The 20,647-nt window shown below is 70.6% G+C and carries 24 protein-coding genes; 20 read left to right on the top strand and 4 right to left on the bottom strand.

Annotated features, from left to right (window positions below; translation table 11 throughout):
* Positions 1 to 53: 53 nt before the first annotated feature.
* Positions 54 to 1,526: a FliI/YscN family ATPase gene (locus tag OJ962_RS19805; protein WP_202955199.1), complete on the top strand. Its 1,473-nt coding sequence runs from the start codon at positions 54 to 56 to the stop codon at positions 1,524 to 1,526.
* A gap of 3 nt (positions 1,527 to 1,529) precedes the next feature.
* Here the strand turns inward: OJ962_RS19805 and OJ962_RS19800 are convergent, their stop codons facing one another.
* On the bottom strand, positions 1,530 to 1,985 hold the full coding sequence (locus OJ962_RS19800) for a flavin reductase family protein (RefSeq protein ID WP_202954551.1): 456 nt from the start codon (positions 1,983 to 1,985) through the stop codon (positions 1,530 to 1,532).
* An 85-nt stretch (positions 1,986 to 2,070) separates the two neighbouring features.
* Between OJ962_RS19800 and OJ962_RS19795 the strand changes: the two genes are divergently transcribed.
* Both OJ962_RS19795 and OJ962_RS19790 read left to right on the top strand, forming a co-directional pair.
* Complete coding sequence (locus tag OJ962_RS19795; RefSeq protein ID WP_202954550.1) at positions 2,071 to 4,113, top strand: alpha/beta fold hydrolase; 2,043 nt, start codon at positions 2,071 to 2,073, stop codon at positions 4,111 to 4,113.
* Positions 4,114 to 4,249: 136 nt separating this feature from the next.
* Entirely contained in the window at positions 4,250 to 4,819 is a 570-nt protein-coding gene (locus OJ962_RS19790) for an OsmC family protein (RefSeq protein WP_202954549.1), read from the top strand.
* Here the strand turns inward: OJ962_RS19790 and OJ962_RS19785 are convergent.
* Genes OJ962_RS19785 through OJ962_RS19775 form a run of 3 tightly spaced genes read right to left on the bottom strand, consistent with a single transcriptional unit; the run spans position 4,809 to position 7,264 of the window.
* Entirely contained in the window at positions 4,809 to 5,891 is a 1,083-nt protein-coding gene (locus OJ962_RS19785) for a WD40 repeat domain-containing protein (protein WP_202954548.1), read from the bottom strand. The genes OJ962_RS19790 and OJ962_RS19785 overlap by 11 nt on opposite strands.
* Positions 5,892 to 5,949: 58 nt before the next feature.
* Entirely contained in the window at positions 5,950 to 6,516 is a 567-nt protein-coding gene (locus OJ962_RS19780; protein ID WP_202954547.1) for an RNA polymerase sigma factor, read from the bottom strand.
* Positions 6,517 to 6,526: 10 nt separating this feature from the next.
* Entirely contained in the window at positions 6,527 to 7,264 is a 738-nt protein-coding gene (locus OJ962_RS19775) for a hypothetical protein (RefSeq protein ID WP_270006549.1), read from the bottom strand.
* 79 nt (positions 7,265 to 7,343) lie between these two features.
* Here OJ962_RS19775 and fliJ point away from each other — a divergent pair, with 79 nt between their 5' ends.
* From fliJ to flhA, 17 genes are all read left to right on the top strand, one after another.
* On the top strand, positions 7,344 to 7,808 hold the full coding sequence (gene fliJ, locus OJ962_RS19770; protein ID WP_202954545.1) for a flagellar export protein FliJ: 465 nt from the start codon (positions 7,344 to 7,346) through the stop codon (positions 7,806 to 7,808).
* Complete coding sequence (locus OJ962_RS19765; RefSeq protein WP_270006548.1) at positions 7,805 to 8,473, top strand: lytic transglycosylase domain-containing protein; 669 nt, start codon at positions 7,805 to 7,807, stop codon at positions 8,471 to 8,473. Before fliJ ends, OJ962_RS19765 begins: the two co-directional genes overlap by 4 nt.
* A gap of 5 nt (positions 8,474 to 8,478) precedes the next feature.
* Positions 8,479 to 9,828 (top strand): flagellar hook-length control protein FliK, encoded by a 1,350-nt coding sequence (locus OJ962_RS19760; protein ID WP_202954544.1) that lies wholly within the window; start codon positions 8,479 to 8,481, stop codon positions 9,826 to 9,828.
* A 21-nt stretch (positions 9,829 to 9,849) separates the two neighbouring features.
* Complete coding sequence (locus tag OJ962_RS19755; protein WP_202954543.1) at positions 9,850 to 10,281, top strand: flagellar hook assembly protein FlgD; 432 nt, start codon at positions 9,850 to 9,852, stop codon at positions 10,279 to 10,281.
* A 63-nt stretch (positions 10,282 to 10,344) separates the two neighbouring features.
* On the top strand, positions 10,345 to 11,184 hold the full coding sequence (locus tag OJ962_RS19750; protein WP_202954542.1) for a flagellar hook-basal body complex protein: 840 nt from the start codon (positions 10,345 to 10,347) through the stop codon (positions 11,182 to 11,184).
* A gap of 93 nt (positions 11,185 to 11,277) precedes the next feature.
* Positions 11,278 to 11,568, top strand: coding sequence for a flagellar FlbD family protein (locus tag OJ962_RS19745; RefSeq protein ID WP_202954541.1), 291 nt, complete (start codon positions 11,278 to 11,280; stop codon positions 11,566 to 11,568).
* A 5-nt stretch (positions 11,569 to 11,573) separates the two neighbouring features.
* A complete protein-coding gene (locus tag OJ962_RS19740) occupies positions 11,574 to 12,377 on the top strand; it encodes a flagellar motor protein (protein ID WP_202954540.1) in 804 nt (267 codons plus the stop codon).
* A 10-nt stretch (positions 12,378 to 12,387) separates the two neighbouring features.
* Positions 12,388 to 13,248 (top strand): flagellar motor protein MotB, encoded by an 861-nt coding sequence (locus OJ962_RS19735; RefSeq protein ID WP_202954539.1) that lies wholly within the window; start codon positions 12,388 to 12,390, stop codon positions 13,246 to 13,248.
* Positions 13,249 to 13,268: 20 nt separating this feature from the next.
* Positions 13,269 to 13,727 (top strand): flagellar basal body-associated FliL family protein, encoded by a 459-nt coding sequence (locus tag OJ962_RS19730; protein ID WP_202954538.1) that lies wholly within the window; start codon positions 13,269 to 13,271, stop codon positions 13,725 to 13,727.
* A gap of 17 nt (positions 13,728 to 13,744) precedes the next feature.
* Positions 13,745 to 14,098, top strand: a complete 354-nt coding sequence (gene fliN, locus OJ962_RS19725; protein WP_202954537.1) for a flagellar motor switch protein FliN — start codon at positions 13,745 to 13,747, stop codon at positions 14,096 to 14,098.
* Between the two features lie 28 nt (positions 14,099 to 14,126).
* The gene (locus tag OJ962_RS19720) at positions 14,127 to 15,089 is read left to right on the top strand and encodes a YihY/virulence factor BrkB family protein (protein ID WP_202954536.1); all 963 of its coding nucleotides are present in this window, start codon (positions 14,127 to 14,129) and stop codon (positions 15,087 to 15,089) included.
* Between the two features lie 139 nt (positions 15,090 to 15,228).
* Complete coding sequence (locus OJ962_RS19715; protein ID WP_270006547.1) at positions 15,229 to 15,753, top strand: FliO/MopB family protein; 525 nt, start codon at positions 15,229 to 15,231, stop codon at positions 15,751 to 15,753.
* On the top strand, positions 15,750 to 16,394 hold the full coding sequence (fliP, locus tag OJ962_RS19710; protein ID WP_202954534.1) for a flagellar type III secretion system pore protein FliP: 645 nt from the start codon (positions 15,750 to 15,752) through the stop codon (positions 16,392 to 16,394). The genes OJ962_RS19715 and fliP overlap by 4 nt, the downstream gene beginning before the upstream one ends.
* Positions 16,391 to 16,690: a flagellar biosynthesis protein FliQ gene (fliQ, locus tag OJ962_RS19705; protein WP_202954533.1), complete on the top strand. Its 300-nt coding sequence runs from the start codon at positions 16,391 to 16,393 to the stop codon at positions 16,688 to 16,690. The genes fliP and fliQ overlap by 4 nt, the downstream gene beginning before the upstream one ends.
* Positions 16,680 to 17,459 (top strand): flagellar biosynthetic protein FliR, encoded by a 780-nt coding sequence (gene fliR / locus OJ962_RS19700; RefSeq protein WP_202954532.1) that lies wholly within the window; start codon positions 16,680 to 16,682, stop codon positions 17,457 to 17,459. Before fliQ ends, fliR begins: the two co-directional genes overlap by 11 nt.
* 9 nt (positions 17,460 to 17,468) lie before the next feature.
* Complete coding sequence (gene flhB, locus OJ962_RS19695; RefSeq protein WP_202954531.1) at positions 17,469 to 18,536, top strand: flagellar biosynthesis protein FlhB; 1,068 nt, start codon at positions 17,469 to 17,471, stop codon at positions 18,534 to 18,536.
* Entirely contained in the window at positions 18,533 to 20,641 is a 2,109-nt protein-coding gene (gene flhA / locus OJ962_RS19690; RefSeq protein WP_202954530.1) for a flagellar biosynthesis protein FlhA, read from the top strand. Before flhB ends, flhA begins: the two co-directional genes overlap by 4 nt.
* Positions 20,642 to 20,647: the final 6 nt, after the last annotated feature.

Raw genomic sequence — 20,647 nt, 5'->3', positions numbered from 1 at the left:
TCGCCCTCAAGTTCCTCGCTGATCGGCCGATACGGTCCTAGATGTTCTCGCTGATGGAGAGCGCGCTCGACGCGGTCGGCGCTTCCGATGACCTGCTTGACGAGGCCCACCTTGCGATCCGCGAGGCGGACCTTCACCGCCGCACCGGCCGCGTGATCGACCTGATCGGTCTGATCACGGAGGCGACGGGCCTCGAGGCCGAGGTCGGCGAGGTGTGCACGATCGAGACCGGCCGCGGCCGTGCTTCGGTGCCCGCCGAGGTCGTCGGCTTCCGGCAGGGCCGCACGCTGCTCATGCCGCTCGGCGACTCCGTCGGCATCGGCCCGGGCGCGAAGGTCATCGCGACCGGCCAGCCGCTGAAGGTCGACGTGTCCGACGCGCTGCTCGGGCGCGCTCTGGACGGGCTCGGGCGTCCGCTCGACGGCAAGGGTCCGATCGAGCACGCGTCGTGGCGCCCGGCCGAGGCCGCGCCGCCGGATCCCTTGTCGCGCCCGCGCATCCACGAGCGCGTGTCGCTCGGCGTGCGCTCGCTCGACGCCTTCGTGCCCTGCGGGCGCGGCCAGCGCATCGGCATCTTCGCCGGCTCCGGCGTCGGCAAGTCGTCGCTGCTGGGCATGATCGCCCGCTCGACCTCGGAGGAGATCAACGTCATCTGCCTGGTCGGCGAGCGTGGTCGAGAGGTGCTCGAGTTCATGCAGCGCGACCTCGGCGAGGAGGGCCTCGCGCGCTCGGTCGTCGTCTGCGCCACGTCCGACCAGCCCGCGCTGGTGCGCCTGAAGGCCGCGTTCACGGCGACCGCGATCGCGGAGTACTTCCGCGACCAGGGCCGCAACGTGATGCTGATGATGGACTCGGTCACGCGCTTCGCCATGGCCCAGCGCGAGGTCGGCCTCGCGATCGGCGAGCCGCCCGCCACGCGCGGCTACACGCCGTCCGTGTTCGCGATGCTGCCTAAGCTGCTCGAGCGCACGGGCACCTCGCCCAAGGGCGCCATCACCGCGCTCTACACCGTGCTCGTCGACGGCGACGACATGAACGAGCCGATCGCCGACGCCGTCCGAGGCATCCTCGACGGCCACATCGTCCTCTCCCGCAAGCTCGCCCACGCCGGCCACTACCCCGCGGTGGACGTGTTGGCCAGCGTGTCCCGTCTCGTCGGCGAGATCACGACGCCCGACGTCCGCGCGGCCGGCAACGAGGTCCGCAAGCTGATGGCGACCTACAAGGAGAAGGCCGACCTCATCTCCATCGGCGCCTACCAGCCGGGCTCGGACCCGCTGATCGACGCGGCCATCGAGGCCCGCCACCCGATCGACGGCTTCCTCAAGCAGCTCGTCACCGAGCCCAGCTCGGCCGAATCCGCCGACGCCACCCTGTCCCAGCTCGCACAGCTGTCCGGCACGTGGGAGCCGCCGGTCGTCGACGGCTATCTGGTCGACCCGAACGCGTCGATCGCGGCCGGCAACGGCGCGGACGGCGGCATGCCGCTCCACAACGCGATTCCGCCGCTCCACATCCCGTCGTAGGGGTCACGCGGCGAGCGGCGCGGCGTAGCCGCGGCGCACGTACGCCAGCGGGCGCGCGGATCCGCGCGCGGCGCGGATCACGTCCCCCATCACGAGCACGCGCTCACCCGCCGGCACCACCCGCGCCAGCGAGCACTCGAACCACGCGGCCGCGCCGTTCAACCGCGGCAGGCCCCCGCCGAACGGCCACCAGTCGCGCGTGAGGAACTCCGGATCGCAGGCGCGGAACGCCTCGGCGACTCGCGCCTGGTCGTCGCCGAGGACGTTGGCGGCGAAGGCGCCGCGCTCGACGATCGCCGCGGCCAGCTCCGGCGAGACGGCCACGAGCAGCTGCGGCGGCTCGTCGGAGATCGAGCTGAGTGTCGTCACGGTCTGGCCGTGGGGTCGGCCGCCGACGCGGGTGGTGACCACGGTGACACCGGTGACCGTGGCGTTCAGAGCGGAGTGGAAGGAGCGCATGGGGAGTGGCGCGATTGGAGCCCATGGCGGTAGTCGCTCGGTAAACGGCTGGCAGTGGTCCGGTGTGAGCGGATAGCGTTGCGACGTGGATTTCCGGCTCCTCGGTCCGCTCGAGGTCATCGACGGTGGTGGCGTGCCGCTCAAGCTGGGCGGGCGCAAGCCGCGGGCGTTGTTGGCGCGGCTCGCGCTGGAGGCGGGCAAGACCGTGTCGGTCGAGCAGCTCGTGGACGACCTGTGGGGCGAGGAGGTCCCGGAGTCGGCGGTGAAGATGGTGCACATTCACGTGTCCGCCCTGCGCAAGGCGCTGCCGGCGGGCACGTTGCACACGCGGCCGCCGGGGTACGCGTTGGAGCTGCCGGACGAGGCGCTCGACCTGGACCGCTTCGAGCGGCTGCGGCGGGAGGGCCGCGTCGCGCTCGAGGACGGCGACGCGCAGACCGCGGCGGACCGGTTCGCGCAGGCGCTGGAGCTCTGGCGCGGCCCGGCGCTGGAGGAGTTCAGCGAGCCGTTCGCGCACGTGGAGGCCGCGCACTTGCGCGAGCGCCAGGACGTGTGCCTGGAGGACCGGATCGACGCCGACCTTGCGCTCGGCCGCCACGCGGACCTCGTCGGCGAGCTCGAGAGCCTCGTGGCCACCAACCCGCTGCGGGAACGGCTGCGCGCGCAGCTGATGGTCGCGCTGTACCGGTCGGGCCGCCAGGCCGACGCGCTCGCCGTCTACCACGCGTACCGCGAGACGCTCGCGGGCCAGCTGGGGCTCGAGCCCTCCCCGCGCATGCGGGAGCTCGAGCGGCGCATCCTGCGCCAGGACGCGACGCTCGACGGCCGTGGCGAGACGTCGGACGAGGCGGCGCTCAAGCTCGAGCCGATCCGCTACGTGCAGTCGGTCGGCGGCTACTCGATCGCCTACCAGGTGGTGGGCGACGGACCGATCGACATCATCTTCGTCCACGGCTTCATCTGCGCGTTCCAGCCCGGCTGGGAGTGGCCGGCGCTCGCGTCCTTCTACCGCGGGCTCGCCCGCTTCGGCCGGCTGATCCTGTTCGACAAGCGCGGCACCGGCCTCTCGGACCGTGTGCTCGGGATCGCGTCGCTGGAGGAGCGCATGGACGACGTGCGCGCGGTGATGGACGCGGTCGGCGCGGAGAAGGCGGTCGTGATCGGCGTCTCCGAGGGCGGGCCGATGTGCACGCTGTTCGCCGCCACGCATCCGGACCGCACGCAGGCGCTGGTCACCCTCGGCGCCTACGCGCGCCGCAACTGGGCGCCCGACTACCCGATCGGCCGCCGCGCCGAGCAGGACGGGTGGCTGCGCCCGACCGCCGAGCAGTGGGGCCGCTACTCGACCGAGCGCTTCCTGGCCGAGCGCGCGCCGAGCATCGCCGCCGACGAGGCCGCGATCGACTGGTACACGTCCTACCTGGTGCGCGGCGCCTCGCCCGCGGCGGTCGCGGCGATCACGGACATGAACGAGGAGATCGACGTCCGCCACGTGCTCGCGTCCGTGCGCGTGCCGTCGCTCGTGCTCTACCGCGCGCACGAGTACCTGCGCGAGGCGAGCCGCTACATGGGCGCGCGCCTGCCGGGCGCGCAGGTGCTCGAGATGCCCGGCGCCGACCACCTGCCGTGGGAGGGCGACCAGGCGTCGGTGCTCGCGGCGATCGAGCAGTTCCTCGACGGCCTCCGGCACGAGACGGCCGAGCCGAACCTGATCCTCACGACCGTGCTCGAGGCGGACGTGCCCGAGCGCGAGCACGGGCTCGTGCGCTCGGCGGTCGCGCGCTTCCGCGGCCAGCTGATCGACGCGCCGCCCGGGCGCGTGCGCGCGAGCTTCGACGGCCCGGCCCGCGCGGTCCGCTGTGCGTGCGCACTCGCCGAGTCGCTCCCGCACCTGCGCGCCGGGGTACACACCGGCGAGTGCGAGCTGCTCGACGGCCGGCTCACCGGGCCGGCGCTGGAGATCGCGTCCGGGGTCGCGCGCGCCGCGGTCGCGGGCGAGATCCTGGCCACCTCCACCGTCCAGGATCTCGTGGCGGGCAGCGGGATCGAGTTCTCCGAGCGCGGCGCCGTGGAGCTGCCGCTCGCAGGCGCCTCGCGCGAATGGCGCCTCTTCACGGTGGAGCGCTGAAGCTCGCCTGGCGGGCTCGCTTCAGCCAGGAGTTCGCCCAGAGGGCGAACATCCCGCCAGCTTCCGTGAGCGGTAGCTACCAGCCGTTTACCGGCGCGTATACCGCTGCTCAACCGCGGTCGGCGACCGTTTCGGCATGGCGCAGATGATCTCCACGGTCCGCAACGGGGTCGACACCCAGCAGCTGTTCGGCACGCTCGATGCCATCCGCGAGAATCCGGCGCTCGGCGCGTTCACGTTCCGCGCCACGAACCGCTGGATCAACGGCGCCCACAACCGCTCGCGCATGCAGAACTTCTACGGCGCGGGGCGCGAGGATGACAGCCGCCGCGAGGCGTTCGTGATCGACGCCGGCGAACCGACCGTCCTGCTCGGCACGGACTCGGGCCCGACCGCCGCGGAGTATCTGCTGCACGCGCTCGCGGCCTGTCTGACGACGACGATCGTCTACAGCGCCGCGGCGCGCAAGATCCGCCTGACCGAGATCGAGTCCACGGTGGAGGCCGACATGGACGTGCGCGGCTGCTTCGGCCTGGACCGCCGCTTCCGGAACGGGTTCGAGGCGATCCGCGTGACGTTCCGGATCGCCGGCGACGCGTCCGATGAGCGCCTGCGCAAGCTCGTCGAGCACGCCCAGGCCCGCTCGGTGATCTACGACATGCTCAGCCACGGCGTCAACATCTCCGTCGACGCGGTCACCGGGTGACCCAACCCCGCGTTCGCGCATCGGGCGCGAACCGGTGCCGGACCGCTGAGACCTCGTCGCCGCGCACCACGAGCCAGTGATCGGCGCCCGGCCAGCCCGCGAGCAGCCGCCGGCCGTCGGGTGACCACTCGAGGTCGCGCAGTCGGCCGGGCGCGGTCAGCACGCGCTCGCCATCGACGCTCACGGTCGTCGTCCCAGCACGGAGCGCCGCCACCGCCAGCCCTCCCGCGCCCCACGCGACCGCGACGACCTCGCCGGCGTGTCGGGTCCGCGTCCGCTTGCCGGTCGCGACGTCGTGGATCGTGACGGTGCGTCGGCCGGCGACCAGCAGCCTGCGCCCGTCCGGCGACCACGCGAGGTGCCGAACGGGGCCGTCGCGGTGCCACCACTGCCGCTGGGCCGTGTCCGCGTCCTCGACGGTGATCGCGCCGTCCTGGGCCGCCCACGCGACGGTGCGCGGGTGATTCGGGCGCCACGCGGGCGGGACGGGCGCCATGCCGCGCCCCGCGACCACATCGTGCTCGCCGTTGCCGTAGACGATCCGCAGGTTCCCGCCCGACCGGTAGGCGATGTGCAGGCCGCCGGGCGCCCAGCGCGGGAACCGCACCGGCGCGGGCCGGCGCAGGCGCCAGCGGACGGTCCCGTCGGGCTCGATCGCCGCGAGCGTGCTCCCGGACGCGACCCCGATGAAGAGCCCGCGCGGCGACCAGGTCGCGTCCCGCCAGGGACCGAGCGCCGTGCGCTTCTCGCCGCGCAGCAGGAAGAGCTCGTGGCCGTCGGTCACCAGCAGCCGGCCCGCGAGCGCGGCGGGCGTCGCCGTCGGCGTGGGCGTCGGCGCCACGAACACCTCGCGCACGCGCCGCTCGAGCGCGCGCGCGGGACCCGTGTCGCGCGCGGAGAAGACGAGCGCCGTCAGCGCGACGGCGACCGCCGCGACCACGAGCGACAGGCGCGGCCGCCGCGGCGACGGCCGGTGCGCCGCGAGCACGGTTCGGCGCGCGCGCTCGCGGGCCGCGACCGCGTCCGGCACCTCCGCTTCGCGCAACGCCCGCTCGAGCTCGTCCCGGTTCACGCCGCACCCCGCTGGCCGGCGATGGGCCGCGCCGGAGAGACGCCGCGCGCGAGCGCGGTCATGAGCGACGCTCCAGCGCGACTGCGAGCGCGTCGAGCGCGCGGCGCAGGCGCGAATTCACGGTCCCGCGCGGCAAGTCGAGCATCGAAGCGATCTCGCCCGGCGTGTAGCCGAGCAGGTGCCGCAGCACGACCACCGCGCGGTGCTCGGGACCGAGCGCGGCCAGCGCCGCGATCACGTCCTCGCCGAAGCCCGCGTCGACCTCGTCCGCCACCGGCTCGGGCACCGAGTCCGCGGCCGTCTCCGGGCGCAGCGCCCGCGCGCGCGACCAGTCGATCGCGCGGTTGACCACGATCCGGTGGAGCCACGGGCCGAGCGGCCGGCGGCGATCGAAGCGGTCCAGCGACCGTAAGGCGGACAGGAACGCCTCCTGCGCGATGTCCTCCGCGGCGGCCGCGTCATGCACGACGAGCCACGCCGCCCGGTGCGCCGCGTTCCAGTGGCGGCGGAACAGCTCGTCGACCGCCTCGGCCGAGCCCGCCTGCGCCGCGCGCACGAGCGCGGGCTCTCCCCGGCGACTCAGCGGTCGTCCCACGCGCAGCCTGCCCGCGACGGCTTCCTGCACGGCGCCAACCCTACTCTCGCCCGACTGAGGAGAAGCCGGCCGAGCGTGCGGCGATCTGTGCCCACTCGATGTCGCGCGCGCTCGCGCCCGCGCGCGCGAAGACCCGGAAGGACACGCGGTAGCCGCGAAACCCGAGCCCGGCCCGCCGACGGCCGTCGAACGTCAGCGGTCCGCGCGGGAACGCCGCCGACACCGGCCCGCGCGGGTGTTCGCGCACCCGCAGCACCACCGTCCCGGACGGGTTCGCGAGCCGGTACAGGGTCCGCGGCCGCGCGACGCCGCGCTGGCGCCGCAACGCCCGCACCGACCAGCGCGGCGGCACCCGGATCGAATCGGCCGTGCCCGAGTACGCCGTGTCCCAGCCCGCGGGCGGCGGCGGAGGCCAGACGCGTTCCACCACGAGCGAGTTCAGCAACGCCTCGGCCTCCCGGCGTCGCGCGGCGCCGTTGAGCACCCAGGCCGAGAGCGCACGGCCCTGCTCCCGCCAGCTCAGCACCGTGCCGTGGTCGAAGCACCCGGACCGATGCTCGCGCGTGATTCGCAAGCGCGCCGGACGCTCCGGCATCCGCGCGAGGTCCCGCGGCGTGATGTCGGGCTCGGCGCCCACCATCACCACCGTCTCGCCGGCCGCCGCGACGAGCCCGGACGGCGGTGGGCAGTCCAGCGCCGGCGGTTGATCCAACGCGGTCCAACCGGCCGGGAGTGTCCACGACAGCCCGGCCACGACGGCGATCGAAGCGAGGTTCACACCGGCCCTACGGGCAACCATCCACGAGAAGTCCCAAACCCCACTTCAGGTCTGGACCCCATCTGCCGATACGCCTCTCGTGGAGACACCCTCCTTCACGTTCCGGCTCGAGCGGGTCCGGACCCTCCGTGAGCGCGCCGAAGAAGAAGCGCGTGAAGCGCTGACCCAGGAGATCCGCCACCGCGACGAAGGCCAGACGCTGCTCGACGAGGCACGCGCCGACGTCCGCGCCGCGTGCGAGATGAACCGCAACGCGATGGCGTCCGGCGGCCTCACCTCCGCCGTGAACCTGCGCGCGATCCAGAACTACGTCGAGCGCACCGAGCAGCTGCAGAGCCACGCGGCGATCGAGCTCTCGCGCCGCGAGGCCGAGGTCGAGGCCAAGCGCGACCACCTGGCCGCCGCCGCCCGCGACCGCCAGGCCATCGAGAAGCTCAAGGAGCGCCAGCAGGCCGAGCACAACGCCGAATGGGCGGTCCGGATCCAGAACACGCTCGACGAGCTCGCGCTCGCCGTGCACCGCCGAGGAGTTGTTGCCGCGTGAGCATCGAAGCGGCCATGAGCCGCATCAGCCAGATCCAGTCGATGCTCGCCGCCGGGATCGTCCCCCAGCCCGTGCAGCAGCCGCAGGCGACGCAGACGAGCTTCTCGTCGCAGCTTGCGACCGCGCAGGCCGCGACGATGGCGCCGGCGAGCGCCGCCGCCGCGGCCGCCGCACCCGCGAGCGCCGCCGCGCCCACGACCTCCGAGCTGCCCGCGGGCACGCCGTACGCCGCCGAGATCACCGTCGCCGCGAAGGCCCACGGCCTCGACCCGGCGCTGCTGGCCGGCCTGGTCAAGCAGGAGTCGGGCTTCAAGCCGGACGCCGGCTCGCCCGCCGGCGCGCGCGGCCTCACGCAGCTCATGCCGGCCACCGCCGCCGGCCTGGGCGTCACCAACGTGCTCGACCCGGTTCAGAACCTCAACGGCGGCGCCAAGTACCTCAAGCAGCAGCTGGACGCCTTCAAGGGCGACACCGCGCTCGCGCTCGCCGCGTACAACGCCGGTCCGGGCGCCGTCCAGCGCTTCGGCGGCATCCCGCCGTACGCCGAGACCCAGAACTACGTGCGGATCGTCCAGCAGAACGCCGCGTCGTTCCGCTCGCCCGCCGCTTCCTCCACGCCGCCCGCCACCCCGTACTCCAGCTCCAACGCTCCCTCCGAGATCTGAGGCCGATGACCACCGACCGCCCCTCCGCGGCTCGCACCGCCGCGCTCCCGCCGCGCTCGAGCGCCACCGGCCCGCAGTCCGCGCCGCCCGCCGACGCGTTCTCCGCCCTGCTCGGCGCCGCCGCGCCGCGCACGGACGACGCGCCGCGCTCCTCGGCCCCGCGTCCGCGCCGCGACGACGCGCAGCGCCCGCAGCGCGCCGACGACGCCAAGCCGAAGGCCAAGCCGGCCGACGAGCCCAAGCCGGAGGCCGCCACGGAGGTCGCGGAGGAGCCGACCGAGCCCACGCCGCGTCCGCAGACGACGCCCGACATCTTCGCGCTGCAGCTCGCGAGCCCGCTGCCCGCGACGCCCGCTCCGGCGGCGCCCACGGGCGGCGCGCCGCTCCCCGGCACCGCCACCCCGGCGGTGGAGGGTGAGAGCGCGCCGGCGATCCCGGCGTTCCCGTCGCTCAACCTGCTGGGCGGCGCCCCCGCTCCCGTCGCTCCGGCCGCCCCCGTGGCCGCCGAGCCGCTGACGGGCGAGGCCGCCGCGGCCGTCGCCCCGGGCACGCCGGGCGGCATCCCGCTGCCCTTCCTGGCCGGGCTGACGCCCGTCGCGGACACCGAGGTCCCGAACGTCGAGCTGCCCGCCGCCCCGGCGGTCGAGCTGCCGACCGAGACGCTGGACGCACCGCAGCCGGACGTCGCCGTCGCGCTTCCGAGCAATGCGGGCGGCGGCGAGCAGGCCGGCTCGGACACGCCGTCCCAGCCGAACCCGCAGACGCCCACGCCGGCCACGCAGGCGACCAAGCCCGCCGATGCCCCGGCCCCGGCCGCGCCGACCACGGCGGCCCAGCCGGTCGCGCAGCCCGCGCCGGTGGCCCCGGCCACGCCGATGCCCAACGCGGCCGGCCTGCAGCGCGCCATCCCGCTCTACCGTGCGCCCGAGAGCGCCGCCCAGCTGATCCAGATCGCGGCCGACCGCGGCATCACGCACGCGAAGCTCAACCTCAAGCCGGTCGAGCTCGGCGGCATCGAGGTGCGCCTGCAGACGACGCCGCAGGGTGTCACCGCCCAGCTGGTGGCCGACTCGGCCGACGCGGCGAAGCTGCTCACGCAGGCCGCCGACGACCTGCGCCGGGACCTCGAGTCCCGCGACGTGAACCTGCTCTCGCTCGACGTGACCACGCAGCAGGACTACCAGCAGCAGCAGGCCGGCTCCAAGCAGGCCGACATCTTCGGCGACCAGCTGCCGGGCAACGTCCGGAACGTGCGGATGGGTCTGCAGGATGACCCGGCGCTTACGGAATCGCCTGCTCCTGCCGACACAAGCCTTGTCCTCCCCAACGGCGTGCTCGTTGACGTTCTCGCCTGATCAGGAGCCCACTCCCTCCTCATGACCTCCATTCCCTCCACCACCGCGACGGCGCAGACGTCGGCCACCACGCCGACCGACACGAGCAAGCTGTCGAACCCGAAGGCGACGATGGACCAGGACGGCTTCCTGAAGCTGTTCGTGGCCCAGCTCACGCACCAGGACCCGACGAGCCCGATGGACACGAACGAGTCGATCGCGCAGATGGCCTCGTTCTCGATGGTCGAGGGCATGAACAACATGCGGGCGACGAACACGAGCATCGCGTCGTCGCTGAACACGTCTTCCGCCGTCGGCCTGATCGGCCGCACGGTGTCCTACGTCGACTCGAAGGGTGACCTCCAGACCGGCAAGGTCGAGCGCGTCGCCACCACGAAGGATGGTCAGGCGACGCTGACCATCGCCGGCAAGCCCGGCATCGACCCGTCCCTCATTGCCGAAGTCTCCGCCTAACCCGCGGCCGACCCTCCTCCAAGCAGAACTCCCCAAGGAGCACCCCCTCTCATGATGCGAGGCATGTTTTCCGCGATCAGCGGTCTGAAGCAGCACCAGGTCATGCTCGATGTCACCGCCAATGACATCTCGAACGTCAACACGGTCGGCTACAAGTCCGCCCGCGTCACGTTCCAGGACAGCCTGAACCAGCTTCAGCGCGGCGCGGCCGGCGCGAACACCGCCACCGGCGGTTCGAACGCCGCGCAGGTCGGCATGGGCGTCAAGCTGGGCTCGATCGACAACCTGATGTCGACCGGCACGTCGCAGCCGACGGGCAACCCGCTCGACGTCTCGATCCAGGGCGAGGGCTTCTTCCAGATCGGCGAGGGCAATCCGAACGGCGCCGCGAACGCGCCGATCAACGCGACGAGCTACACCCGCGCGGGCAACTTCTCGGTCTCCACCGAGGGCTACCTGACCAACTCGGCCGGCCAGTACGTCGTCGGCTACCAGATCGACCAGGGCACGGGCAACCCGATCGCGACCGGCGTCGCGATCAAGATCCCGGACGACGCCGCCAACGTCGCCATCGACACCAACGGCGGCGTGTCCTACATCCAGAACGGCCAGCGCGTCACCGGCTACCGCCTGACGATCGCGAACTTCGCGAACGCCACGGGCCTCGAGCGCAGCGGCGGCAACTCCTGGACCCCGTCGGCCAACTCGGGCCAGAAGACGGTCAGCACGCCGGGCGTCGACGGCGCCTCGATGGTCGCGCCGGGCACGCTCGAGATGTCGAACGTCGACCTCTCGCAGACGTTCACCAACATGATCACCGCCCAGCGCGGCTTCCAGGCCAACTCGCGCGTGATCTCCACCGCGGACGAGATGCTGCAGGACCTGGTGAACCTGAAGCGTTAACGCGCGTACTTTCCCTTACGTAGAGCCAAAAAAGCCCGCCTCTGGCGGGCTTTTTCGCTTAAGGCTCCTCGTACATCTGCCGATGACAGGGGTGTGATCCGTCTCCACCGTCTATCCACGCGGGCTGAGGTCTTCTACCTCAACCCCGATCTGATCGTCGCCATCGACTCGACGCCCGACACGGTGGTGACGTTGACCACGCACCAGAAGGTGCTGGTGTCCGACTCGCCGGAGGTCGTCGTGAACGCCGTCAAGGAATGGCGTTCCTCGATCATCGCCGGCGCGCTGCCCAGCACCCCCGTCAAGCGCCGCAGCGACTCCGCGCTCACGCTCGTCGCCGCGACTGCCGCCCCTCCCCCCTCCAACCCTGATAACGAGGAGTAAGACCGATGAAGGTCTCTTCACTCATCGGCCTGGTCGTCGGAATCGCCGGCCTCTATCTGGGAGCCACGCTCGAAGGCTCCAACCCGATGGCCGTCCTGAATCTTCCCGCGATGCTCATCGTGCTCGGCGGCACGCTCGGCGCCACGATCATGGGCACGAGCTTCGACGCCGTCAAGAACATCCCGATGCAGTACAAGCGCGTCTTCGCGCCGGACCAGATCGACCTCAACGCGAAGGTCGACGAGCTCGTCGGCTACGCCGAGGCCGCCCGCCGCGACGGCCTGCTGGCCCTCGACGAGGTCACCAACACGATCGAGGACACCTACACCAAGAAGGGCCTGCAGCTCGTCGTCGACGGCACGGACCCCGACCTGGTCGCCGACATCCTCGAGTCCGAGAACAACGCCATGCGCGCCCGCCACGCGGCCGCCACGCAGCCGTTCGAGAAGGCCGGCGGCTACGCCCCGACGATGGGCATCATCGGCACCGTCTTCGGCCTCATCCACGTGCTCGGCAACCTCGACCAGCCCGAGACGCTCGGCCCGATGATCGCGGCCGCGTTCATCGCCACGCTGATCGGCGTCGCCTCCGCCAACGTCATCTTCCTCCCGGCCGGCGCCCGCCTGAAGCAGCTCTCGCAGGAGGAGCTGCACGCCCGCGCGCTCGTGGTGGAGGGCATCCTCTCGATCCAGGCCGGCGACAACCCGCGCGTCGTGCGCGAGAAGCTGATCACCTTCGTTCCGCCCAAGCAGCGCCGCTCCGAGGAGGAGCAGGCCGCCGCCGAAGCCGTCGCCAAGGCCGCCGCGTAGGTGACCTCTGATGGCCAGCAACCGCAGACATAAGGGCGGGCACCACGAGGAGGAGCACGAGAACGAGGAACGTTGGCTCGTGTCCTTCGCGGACATGATGACGCTCCTGTTCGCGCTCTTCATGGTGCTCTTCTCGATCTCGTCCGTGAACACGTCGAAGTTCGAGGCGCTGCAGAAGTCCCTCAATGACGCGTTCTCGGGCGCGGTGCTGGACGGCGGCAAGTCGATGCTCCAGACCGGTTCGAGCTCATCCGAGACCGAGCAGTCCTCCGTGCAGCCGCCGCTGCCGGCGCTTCGCCCGCTCACCGACATCCGGGCCGAGACGTCCAAGCAGTCGGCCGCCGAGGCGGCCAAGGCGTCCAAGGAGGAGGAGCAGGACTTCCGCGCCCTCAAGCGTCGCATCGACAACCTCGCCAAGGAGGCGGGCCTGGACGGCCGCGTCAAGGTGACGGTGCGCCGCCGCGGCCTGGTGATCCAGCTGCTCACGGACAAGGTCTTCTTCGATTCCGGCCGCGCGACGCTCAAGCCGGGCGCGAAGCACCTCGTGGAGAAGATCGCTCAGGTCGTCCGCGACGAGCGCGAGCACCCCGTCGTCGTCGAGGGCCACACCGACTCGCAGCCGATCTCCGGCTCGCAGTACCCATCCAACTGGGAGCTGTCCGGCGCGCGCGCCGGCGCAGTGATCCGGGACTTTGTCGCCGAAGGCGTCAACGCCCGGCGGGTCTCCGGCGGCATGTACGCCAGCCAGGAGCCCATCGACAGCAACTCGACGTCCGAAGGGCGTGCGAAGAACCGGCGGGTCGAGATCGTGCTCTCACGGCTCAACGCACCGGTCTCATCCGATTCATCCGACACGGAGTCACATCCCTAGCGCATGGAGGCGCTGAACCCATGGTCAAGAAGATCGTCCCCATCATCGCCCTGCTCGCCGTCCTCGGCGGCGCCTACAAGTTCGTCCTGGCCAAGCCGGCCGAGGCCGAGAAGCCGGCGCCCAAGCCCAAGGTCCACGGCACGGTGTACATGCTCCAGAAGGAGTTCCTGGTCAATCTGGCCGACGGCCGCTTCGCGAAGCTGCAGGTCGGCCTGATCCTCGCGCACGACGACCACTCGACCGAGGCCGCCGCCGGCGGGCACGGCCCGGCGCCGAAGGTGCCCGAGGGCTACGGCGCGATGCTGCAGGAAGGCGTTGTCCGCGACGTCATCACGGATACCCTGACTGATGCGAAGGACAAGGACCTCCTGGAGAAGGAGGGCCGTGAGCACCTCAAGCACGACATCCTCAAGGGGATCAAGAAGCACACCGATGTCAAGGCCGAGCACGTCATCTTCTCCGACGTGACCGTCCAGTAAGACAAGGCAGAGATCCAATGGCTGAGAACGTCGATTTCGCACCCTTCGAGACCACCACGGCCGGCCCGGCGGAGAGCGCTCCCGCGCCCGTCTCCGCCGAGGAGCTGTCCCGCCTGCACGACGTGCCGGTAGAGCTCGCCGTCGAGGTGGGTCGCACGAAGATGACGATCCGCGAGGCGCTCGCGCTGGGCCCGGGGTCGATCGTGACCCTCAACCGCCTGGCCGGGGAGCCCGTCGACCTGCTGGTCAACGGCAAGCCGATCGCGCGCGGCGAGGTCGTCGTGATCGACGAGGAGTTCGGCCTGCGGGTGACCGAGGTGCTGGCGCCGTCGGGCTCACAGTCCGCCGACAGCACCGAGGGCGACGTCTAGCAACGGGATATCGGCTACAACGGGCGGCGTGTTCCGACGCGCCGTCCGTGCCGTTGTCTCCTTCTGGCGCAAGGCCTACGAGGACGGGATCACCGGCCTCGCCGCGATGGTGGCGTACAACCTGCTGCTGTCGATCTTCCCGCTGGCGCTGATCTCGCTGTTCGTCGCCAGCCGCGTGCTGCGGTCCCCGGAGCTCGCCGCGTCCGTCATCCAGGACGCGCGCACGATCTTCCCGACCGCGGCCGAAAGCACCCTGGTGGACGGCATCCGCCGGCTGCAGGAGTCCTCCACGACCGTCGGCATCGTCGCCGTCGTGTCCTCGCTGTGGGTCGGCGCGTCCTTCTGGGGCGCGCTGGACACGGCGTTCTGCCGCATCTACCACCGGCCGTGCCGCTCGTGGGTGCACCAGAAGCTGTTCGGCTTCGTGATGCTCGGCGTCGTGCTGATCTTCATCGCGGCGTCCGTCGCGGTGCCGACGGTGCAGGCGCTGCTGGCCTCGAGCGCCCAGACGCTGCCGTTCGGGCTCGAGGACACGGGCGACCTCGTCTACTTCATGACCGTCGCCCTCGGCCTGCTGATCCTGTTCGGCGCGCTGTGCATCACCTACACCGCGGTGCCGAAGGGCTACATCCCGTGGTCGTGCGTGTGGCCGGGCGCGCTCGGCGCGACGGTGGCGACCGGGATCGTGGACGTCACGTTCCCGGTCTACCTGACCAACATCTCGGCGCTGCGGATCGGCACCAGCGCGGTCTTCGTGCTGATCGCGCTCGTGTGGTTCTACGTGCTCGCGCTGATCGTGCTCTCGGGCGCGGTGGTCAACGAGCTGCGCTATGAGCGGATCCGCCACCGCCGCGCGGGAACTGTCGATGTGGGGGTACCGCCCGCTGCCACGGCTCCACCCGTCGCTCTGCCACCGCAGCCGGGCGCATCGGCGAGCGCGGGTACACCTGGTGGCGGGGCGGGCGGGCCCTCGGGTTCGTCTCAGCCATAGCGCGCTAGCCCATCAGTTACTCGCGCGGGGGTCATCGGACCGGCGGGCCAAAGCTTGAGGTCCGCGTAGGGACTTCAGGTCTGGACCCCAGGTGCCGATACGAGCCGTGAGCCGCTTGATCCCGCGGCTCACCTCGGTTATGCGCACTCCCTCCTCCATTCTCGCTGCCGTTACGACGGCCACCCTCGCCTGCGGGCTCACGGCCCCGGTCGCCTTCGCGGCCGACGGCGAGGGCACCAAGCTGAACCTCGCCGAAGAAACCGGCTCGGCCGCCACGGGCGCTTCGGCGACCAGCGGCGGCAGCATCGTCCGCACGATCGTCGGCCTGGCCATCGTCCTGGCCGTCATCTACGGGCTGCACTGGGTTCTCAAGCAGGTCAAGACGTCCAAGGACGCCGACGAGTCCGGTGACTCGCTCGAGACGGTCGCGACGCTGAACCTCGCCCCGAACCGCTCGCTGCACCTGGTGCGGGTCGGCGGCGAGATCGTCCTGCTGGGCGCCGCTGAGCACCAGATCACGCCGATCCGTCGCTACAGCGAGGCCGAGGCGACCGCCCTGGGCCTGCTCGAGCCGCCGGCGATGACGCTCGCGAGCCTCGAGGCCGAGACCGCTGCACCGAAGGGCCTGATGAACCTCATCCGTGCGAAGGCGGTGGCGAAGTGAAGACCGACGGCCAGTCCGCAGTCCAGCTGCTGCTCTTCATCGGCGGCATCTCGCTGGTGCCCGCCCTGCTGTTCACGGTCACGGGCTTCACCCGCATCCTGATCGTCCTGGGCTTCATCCGCTCGGGCCTCGGCACGCCGACGGCGCCGCCGAACCAGGTCCTGGTCGGCATCGCGTTCTTCCTGACGCTGTTCGTCATGAGCCCGACGATCAAGGAGATCAAGGCCGAGGCCTACGATCCGCTCCAGAAGGGCGCGATCACGCAGGAGGTCGCGTTCAAGAAGGCCGAGGCGCCGCTGCGCGAGTTCATGTTCGATCAGACGCGCGGCAAGGACCTCAAGCTGTTCATCGGCCTCGCCGACATGAAGATGGAGGACGTCAAGACCCGCAAGGACGTCCCGACGCAGGTCCTGATCCCCGCCTTCATCATCTCCGAGCTCAAGACGGCCTTCCAGATCGGCTTCTTGATCTTCCTGCCCTTCCTGATCATCGACCTGGTGGTCTCGTCCACCTTGATGGCGATGGGCATGATGATGCTCCCACCGGTCTTCATCTCTCTTCCGTTCAAGATCTTGCTGTTCATCCTCGTCGACGGGTGGAACCTCATCTGCGGGTCCCTCGTCCAGAGCTTCCACACATGACCCAGGACACCGTCACCTCACTGCTCGTCGACATGATGGGCATCACGATGAAGGTCGCCATGCCGATGCTGCTGGCGGCGCTGATCGTGGGTCTGCTGATCTCGGTCTTCCAGGCCGTCACGCAGATCCAGGAGCAGACGCTCTCCTTCATCCCCAAGATCGCGGCGCTCGTCGTGGTGTTGGTCGTGACCGGTCCGTGGATGCTCAACTCCATCACCGACTGGACTTCCAACCTCTGGGGCGGCATCGCCCAGACGGTCGATTTCAAGCCCGTCGGTGGCGCAGATGGCCCCTGAGGCACTGCTCGCCCACTTCTCCGAGCAGACGGTCGCGGCCTTCTTCCTCGTCCTGGCGCGGATCTCGCCGCTGTTCCTGCTGGCGCCGCTGTTCAGCTCGAAGATGATCAACTCGCGCGTGAAGGGGATCGTTGCGGTCGCCCTGGCCGTCGGCCTGATGCCGGTGGTCAAGCACGGCGAGATCGACCTCGACGTCCTCAACTACGCCGGCCTGCTCGTCAAGGAGCTGATCGTCGGCCTCGCGTTCGCCTACGCGCTGCACGCGATGTTCGCGGCCCTGCAGGCCGCGGGCACCCTGCTGGATACGTTGATCGGTTTCTCGTTCGGCGCGATCGTCGATCCCGTCACGGGCACGCAGTCCGCGGTGATCCAGCAGATGTACTCGCTCTTCGGCGTCGCGATCTTCGTCGCGATCGGCGGCGACACGTGGGTCATCAAGGGCATGGCCAAGACCTACGACGCCGTGCCGCTGCTCGGCGCGCCGCCCATCAACTCGATGGTCGAGGGCGCGCAGATCGCGTTCTCGAGCATCTTCACCTCGGCCTTCATGATCTGCGCCCCGGTCCTGATCGCGATCGTGATCGTGGACGCCGCGTTCGGCGTGGTCTCCAAGGTCGTCCCGCAGATGAACATCTTCGCCGTCGGCTTCCCGGCCAAGATGATCGTCGGCCTGACGCTGATCGGCGCGTCGCTCCCGTTCGTCTCCGGCTTCATCGCCGATCAGCTGCAGCTGTCGGTCGCGCAGGCCCTCTCCGCGCTCGGGGGGTGACGCAGCGCCATGGCCAACGACAAGACCGAGAAGGCAACACCGAAGAAGAAGGAAGACGCGCGCAAGAAGGGCCAGGTCGCGCGCTCACAGGACGTCAACGGCGCGGCCATCCTGCTCGCCTCGATCCTGGCGCTGAACGCGTTCGGCCCGAAGATCATGGAGCAGTGCAAGCTGGCCATGGTCCAGGTCATCGACCTGATGAAGACGCCGCAGGTCGTCGACCAGAAGGGCATCGGCGAGCTGTTCATGCTCGTCGGCCAGCACATCATGCTGGCCGCGCTGCCGGTGATGGCGATCTGCCTCGTGGCCGGCTTCCTCTCGTCCGCGGCCCAGGTCGGCCTGAAGCCGATGCCGGGCGCCATGAAGCCCGAGTTCAAGAAGATCAACCCGGTCTCGGGCTTCAAGAACCTCTTCAATCCGCAGCACTTCGCGGTCGAGACGGTCAAGAACATCATGAAGACCGTCGCGGTGGGCGCGATCGCCGCCATGGCGGTGTTCCCGAAGCTGGACGAGTTCGCCGCGCTGGTCGGCACGCCGCCGCAGGACATCGTGCCCGAGATCGCGTCCCTGGTCATGACGATCGCCACGCGCGCGGCCATGGCGTACCTGTTCATCGCGGCCCTGGACTTCGCCTGGCAGAAGCACAAGCACGAGAAGTCGCTGAAGATGGACAAGGAAGAACTCAAACAAGAGTTCAAGCAGCAGGAGCTTCCTGCCGAAATCAAGTCTCAGCAGCGGCGCCGGGCGATGGAGATGTCCCGGTCCCGCATGATGGATTCGGTTCCTACTGCAGACGTGATCGTCACCAACCCCACCCACTTCGCAGTCGCTCTCAAGTACGAGAGCGGGAGCTCCGCACCCATCGTCGTCGCCAAGGGCGTCGACAACCTCGCACACAAGATCCGTGAGGCCGCCAAGGATGCCGGCGTCATGATCGTCCCCGACCCGCCGCTGGCGCGCACGCTGTACGCCAACGTCGAGATCGGGCGACAGATCCCCGAAGACCTGTTCCACGCCGTGGCACAGCTTCTCGCCTACGTCTACCGCGTCGCCGGCCTCCGGAGTGCTGCTGCATGAACTCGACCCTGTCCAAGATCGGCAAGAAGGCCGACCTGCTCGCCGCCGGCGGCGTCGTCCTGATCGTGGCGATGCTGATCATCCCGCTGCCGCCGCTGCTGATCGACTTCTTCATCACGCTGAACATCTCGGCGGCGCTGATGATCGTCGTGGCCACGATGTACGTGCCGCGCGCGCTGGACTTCTCGTCGTTCCCGACGATCCTGCTCCTCACGACGCTCTTCCGCCTCGCGATCAACGTGTCCGTGACGCGTCTGATCCTGCTCGAAGGCGACGCGGGCCACGTGGTGGAGGCGTTCGGCAACTTCGTCGTCGGCGGCAACATCGTCGTCGGCCTCGTGATCTTCCTGATCCTGATCGTGATCCAGTTCGTCGTGATCACCAACGGCGCGGGCCGCGTGGCCGAGGTCGGCGCCCGCTTCACGCTCGACTCGATGCCGGGCAAGCAGATGGCGATCGACGCCGACCTCAACACGGGCCAGATCACCGACGAGGAGGCGCGCAAGCGCCGCGCGGAGGTCGCCCAGGAGGCCGACTTCTACGGCGCGATGGACGGTGCGTCCAAGTTCGTCAAGGGCGACGCGATGGCCGGCATCCTGATCACCGGCATCAACCTGCTCGGCGGCATCATCATCGGCGTCGTCCAGATGGGCATGCCGTTCGCCGAGGCCGGCCACCACTTCTCGCTGATGTCGATCGGCGACGGCCTGTGCGCGCAGATCCCCGCGCTGCTGATCTCGGTCGCGACCGGCATCCTGGTCACGCGCTCGGAGGGTTCTGAGTCTGACCTCGGCTCGACGGTCTCCAAGCAGATCCTCGACCAGCGCAAGGCGCCGCTCGTCGCCGGCGTGATGGTCATGCTCTTCGGCCTCGTCCCGGGCCTGCCGAAGCTCCCGTTCCTCGTCATCGGCGCGCTGTTCTTCGCCGTCGGCTGGTCGCTGCGCAACAAGCCCAACGCGCGTGAGCAGGAGAAGCTCGACAAGGAGGCGGCGCTGGCCGCTGGCCCCGATCCCGCCCAGGCGCAGCTCGCCGCGCCGCGCGACGCCGCGCTCGACGCGCTCGCGCTGGACCCGCTCGAGCTCGCGATCGGCTTCGGCCTGGTGCCGATGGTCGACACCCAGGCCGGCGGCACGCTGCTCGCCCGCGTCGGCACGATCCGCCGCCAGATCGCGTCCGAGCTCGGCATGGTGATCCCGCCCGTCCGCATCCGCGACGACGTGTCCCTGGACTCGCACGAGTACGTCATGCGCGTGCGTGGCACGGAAGTTGCGCGCGGCGGCGTGATGGCTGGGCACCATATGGCCATGAACCCGGGCGACGCCATGGGGCAGCTGGCCGGCATCCCGACCACGGAGCCCGCGTTCGGCCTGCCGGCGGTCTGGATCCCCGAGTCCGGCCGCGCCGAGGCCGAGGCCCTGGGCTGGACGGTCGTCGACTCCGAGTCGGTCGTCGTCACCCACCTCACCGAGATGATCCGCGCGCACGCCTCCGAGCTGCTCAGCCGCCAGGAGACGCGCCAGCTGCTCGATCAGCTCAAGGAGTTCAACGAGGCCGTCGTCACCGAGGTCGTGCCGGACGTGCTGTCGCTCGGCGAGGTCCAGCGCGTGCTGCAGTCGCTGCTGCGCGAGGGCGTCTCGATCCGCGACCTGGGCTCGATCCTGGAGGCGATCGGCGACAAGGCCCGCCTCACGCGCGATCCGGCGATGCTCGCCGAGTACGCCCGCCAGGCGCTGGGCCGCACGATCACGGCGCCGTTCCTGGACCACGAGGGCACGCTGCGCGTGATCGCGCTGGACCCGACGCTCGAGCAGACGATGGCCGAGTCGCTGGTGCAGACGGCCGACGGCGAATTTCTCGCGATGGACCCGAACCTCGCGGCGATGGTCGTCGACTCGGCGGCCGAGCAGGTCGAGCTGGCGATCGCTCAGGGCGGCCGCCCCGTGCTGCTGTGCTCGGCGCGCGTGCGCCGGCACCTGCGGATGCTGTGCGAGCAGCGTCTCCCGCAGATGGCGGTCTGCTCGTACAACGAGATCGCTCCGGGTATCGGAGTAGAGACGACCGGTGTGATCACCGCTTCGCTGCAGCAGCAGGCGGTCGCAGCGTAGAAAGGA

The sequence above is a fragment of the Solirubrobacter deserti genome (genome assembly GCF_027587175.1).
GTDB lineage: Bacteria > Actinomycetota > Thermoleophilia > Solirubrobacterales > Solirubrobacteraceae > Solirubrobacter > Solirubrobacter deserti.
This window is presented reverse-complemented; position numbering and strand designations above follow the sequence as displayed.

Excerpts from the sequence above, each read along its gene's own strand:
- OJ962_RS19805 (WP_202955199.1), top strand. The coding sequence starts at position 54 with ATGGAGAGCGCGCTCGACGCGGTCGGCGCTTCCGATGACCTGCTTGAC.
- OJ962_RS19800 (WP_202954551.1), bottom strand. The coding sequence starts at position 1,985 with ATGCGCTCCTTCCACTCCGCTCTGAACGCCACGGTCACCGGTGTCACC.
- OJ962_RS19790 (WP_202954549.1), top strand. The coding sequence starts at position 4,250 with ATGGCGCAGATGATCTCCACGGTCCGCAACGGGGTCGACACCCAGCAG.
- OJ962_RS19760 (WP_202954544.1), top strand. The coding sequence starts at position 8,479 with ATGACCACCGACCGCCCCTCCGCGGCTCGCACCGCCGCGCTCCCGCCG.
- OJ962_RS19755 (WP_202954543.1), top strand. The coding sequence starts at position 9,850 with ATGACCTCCATTCCCTCCACCACCGCGACGGCGCAGACGTCGGCCACC.
- OJ962_RS19750 (WP_202954542.1), top strand. The coding sequence starts at position 10,345 with ATGTTTTCCGCGATCAGCGGTCTGAAGCAGCACCAGGTCATGCTCGAT.
- OJ962_RS19740 (WP_202954540.1), top strand. The coding sequence starts at position 11,574 with ATGAAGGTCTCTTCACTCATCGGCCTGGTCGTCGGAATCGCCGGCCTC.
- OJ962_RS19735 (WP_202954539.1), top strand. The coding sequence starts at position 12,388 with ATGGCCAGCAACCGCAGACATAAGGGCGGGCACCACGAGGAGGAGCAC.
- OJ962_RS19730 (WP_202954538.1), top strand. The coding sequence starts at position 13,269 with ATGGTCAAGAAGATCGTCCCCATCATCGCCCTGCTCGCCGTCCTCGGC.
- fliN (WP_202954537.1), top strand. The coding sequence starts at position 13,745 with ATGGCTGAGAACGTCGATTTCGCACCCTTCGAGACCACCACGGCCGGC.
- OJ962_RS19715 (WP_270006547.1), top strand. The coding sequence starts at position 15,229 with ATGCGCACTCCCTCCTCCATTCTCGCTGCCGTTACGACGGCCACCCTC.
- fliQ (WP_202954533.1), top strand. The coding sequence starts at position 16,391 with ATGACCCAGGACACCGTCACCTCACTGCTCGTCGACATGATGGGCATC.
- fliR (WP_202954532.1), top strand. The coding sequence starts at position 16,680 with ATGGCCCCTGAGGCACTGCTCGCCCACTTCTCCGAGCAGACGGTCGCG.
- flhB (WP_202954531.1), top strand. The coding sequence starts at position 17,469 with ATGGCCAACGACAAGACCGAGAAGGCAACACCGAAGAAGAAGGAAGAC.
- flhA (WP_202954530.1), top strand. The coding sequence starts at position 18,533 with ATGAACTCGACCCTGTCCAAGATCGGCAAGAAGGCCGACCTGCTCGCC.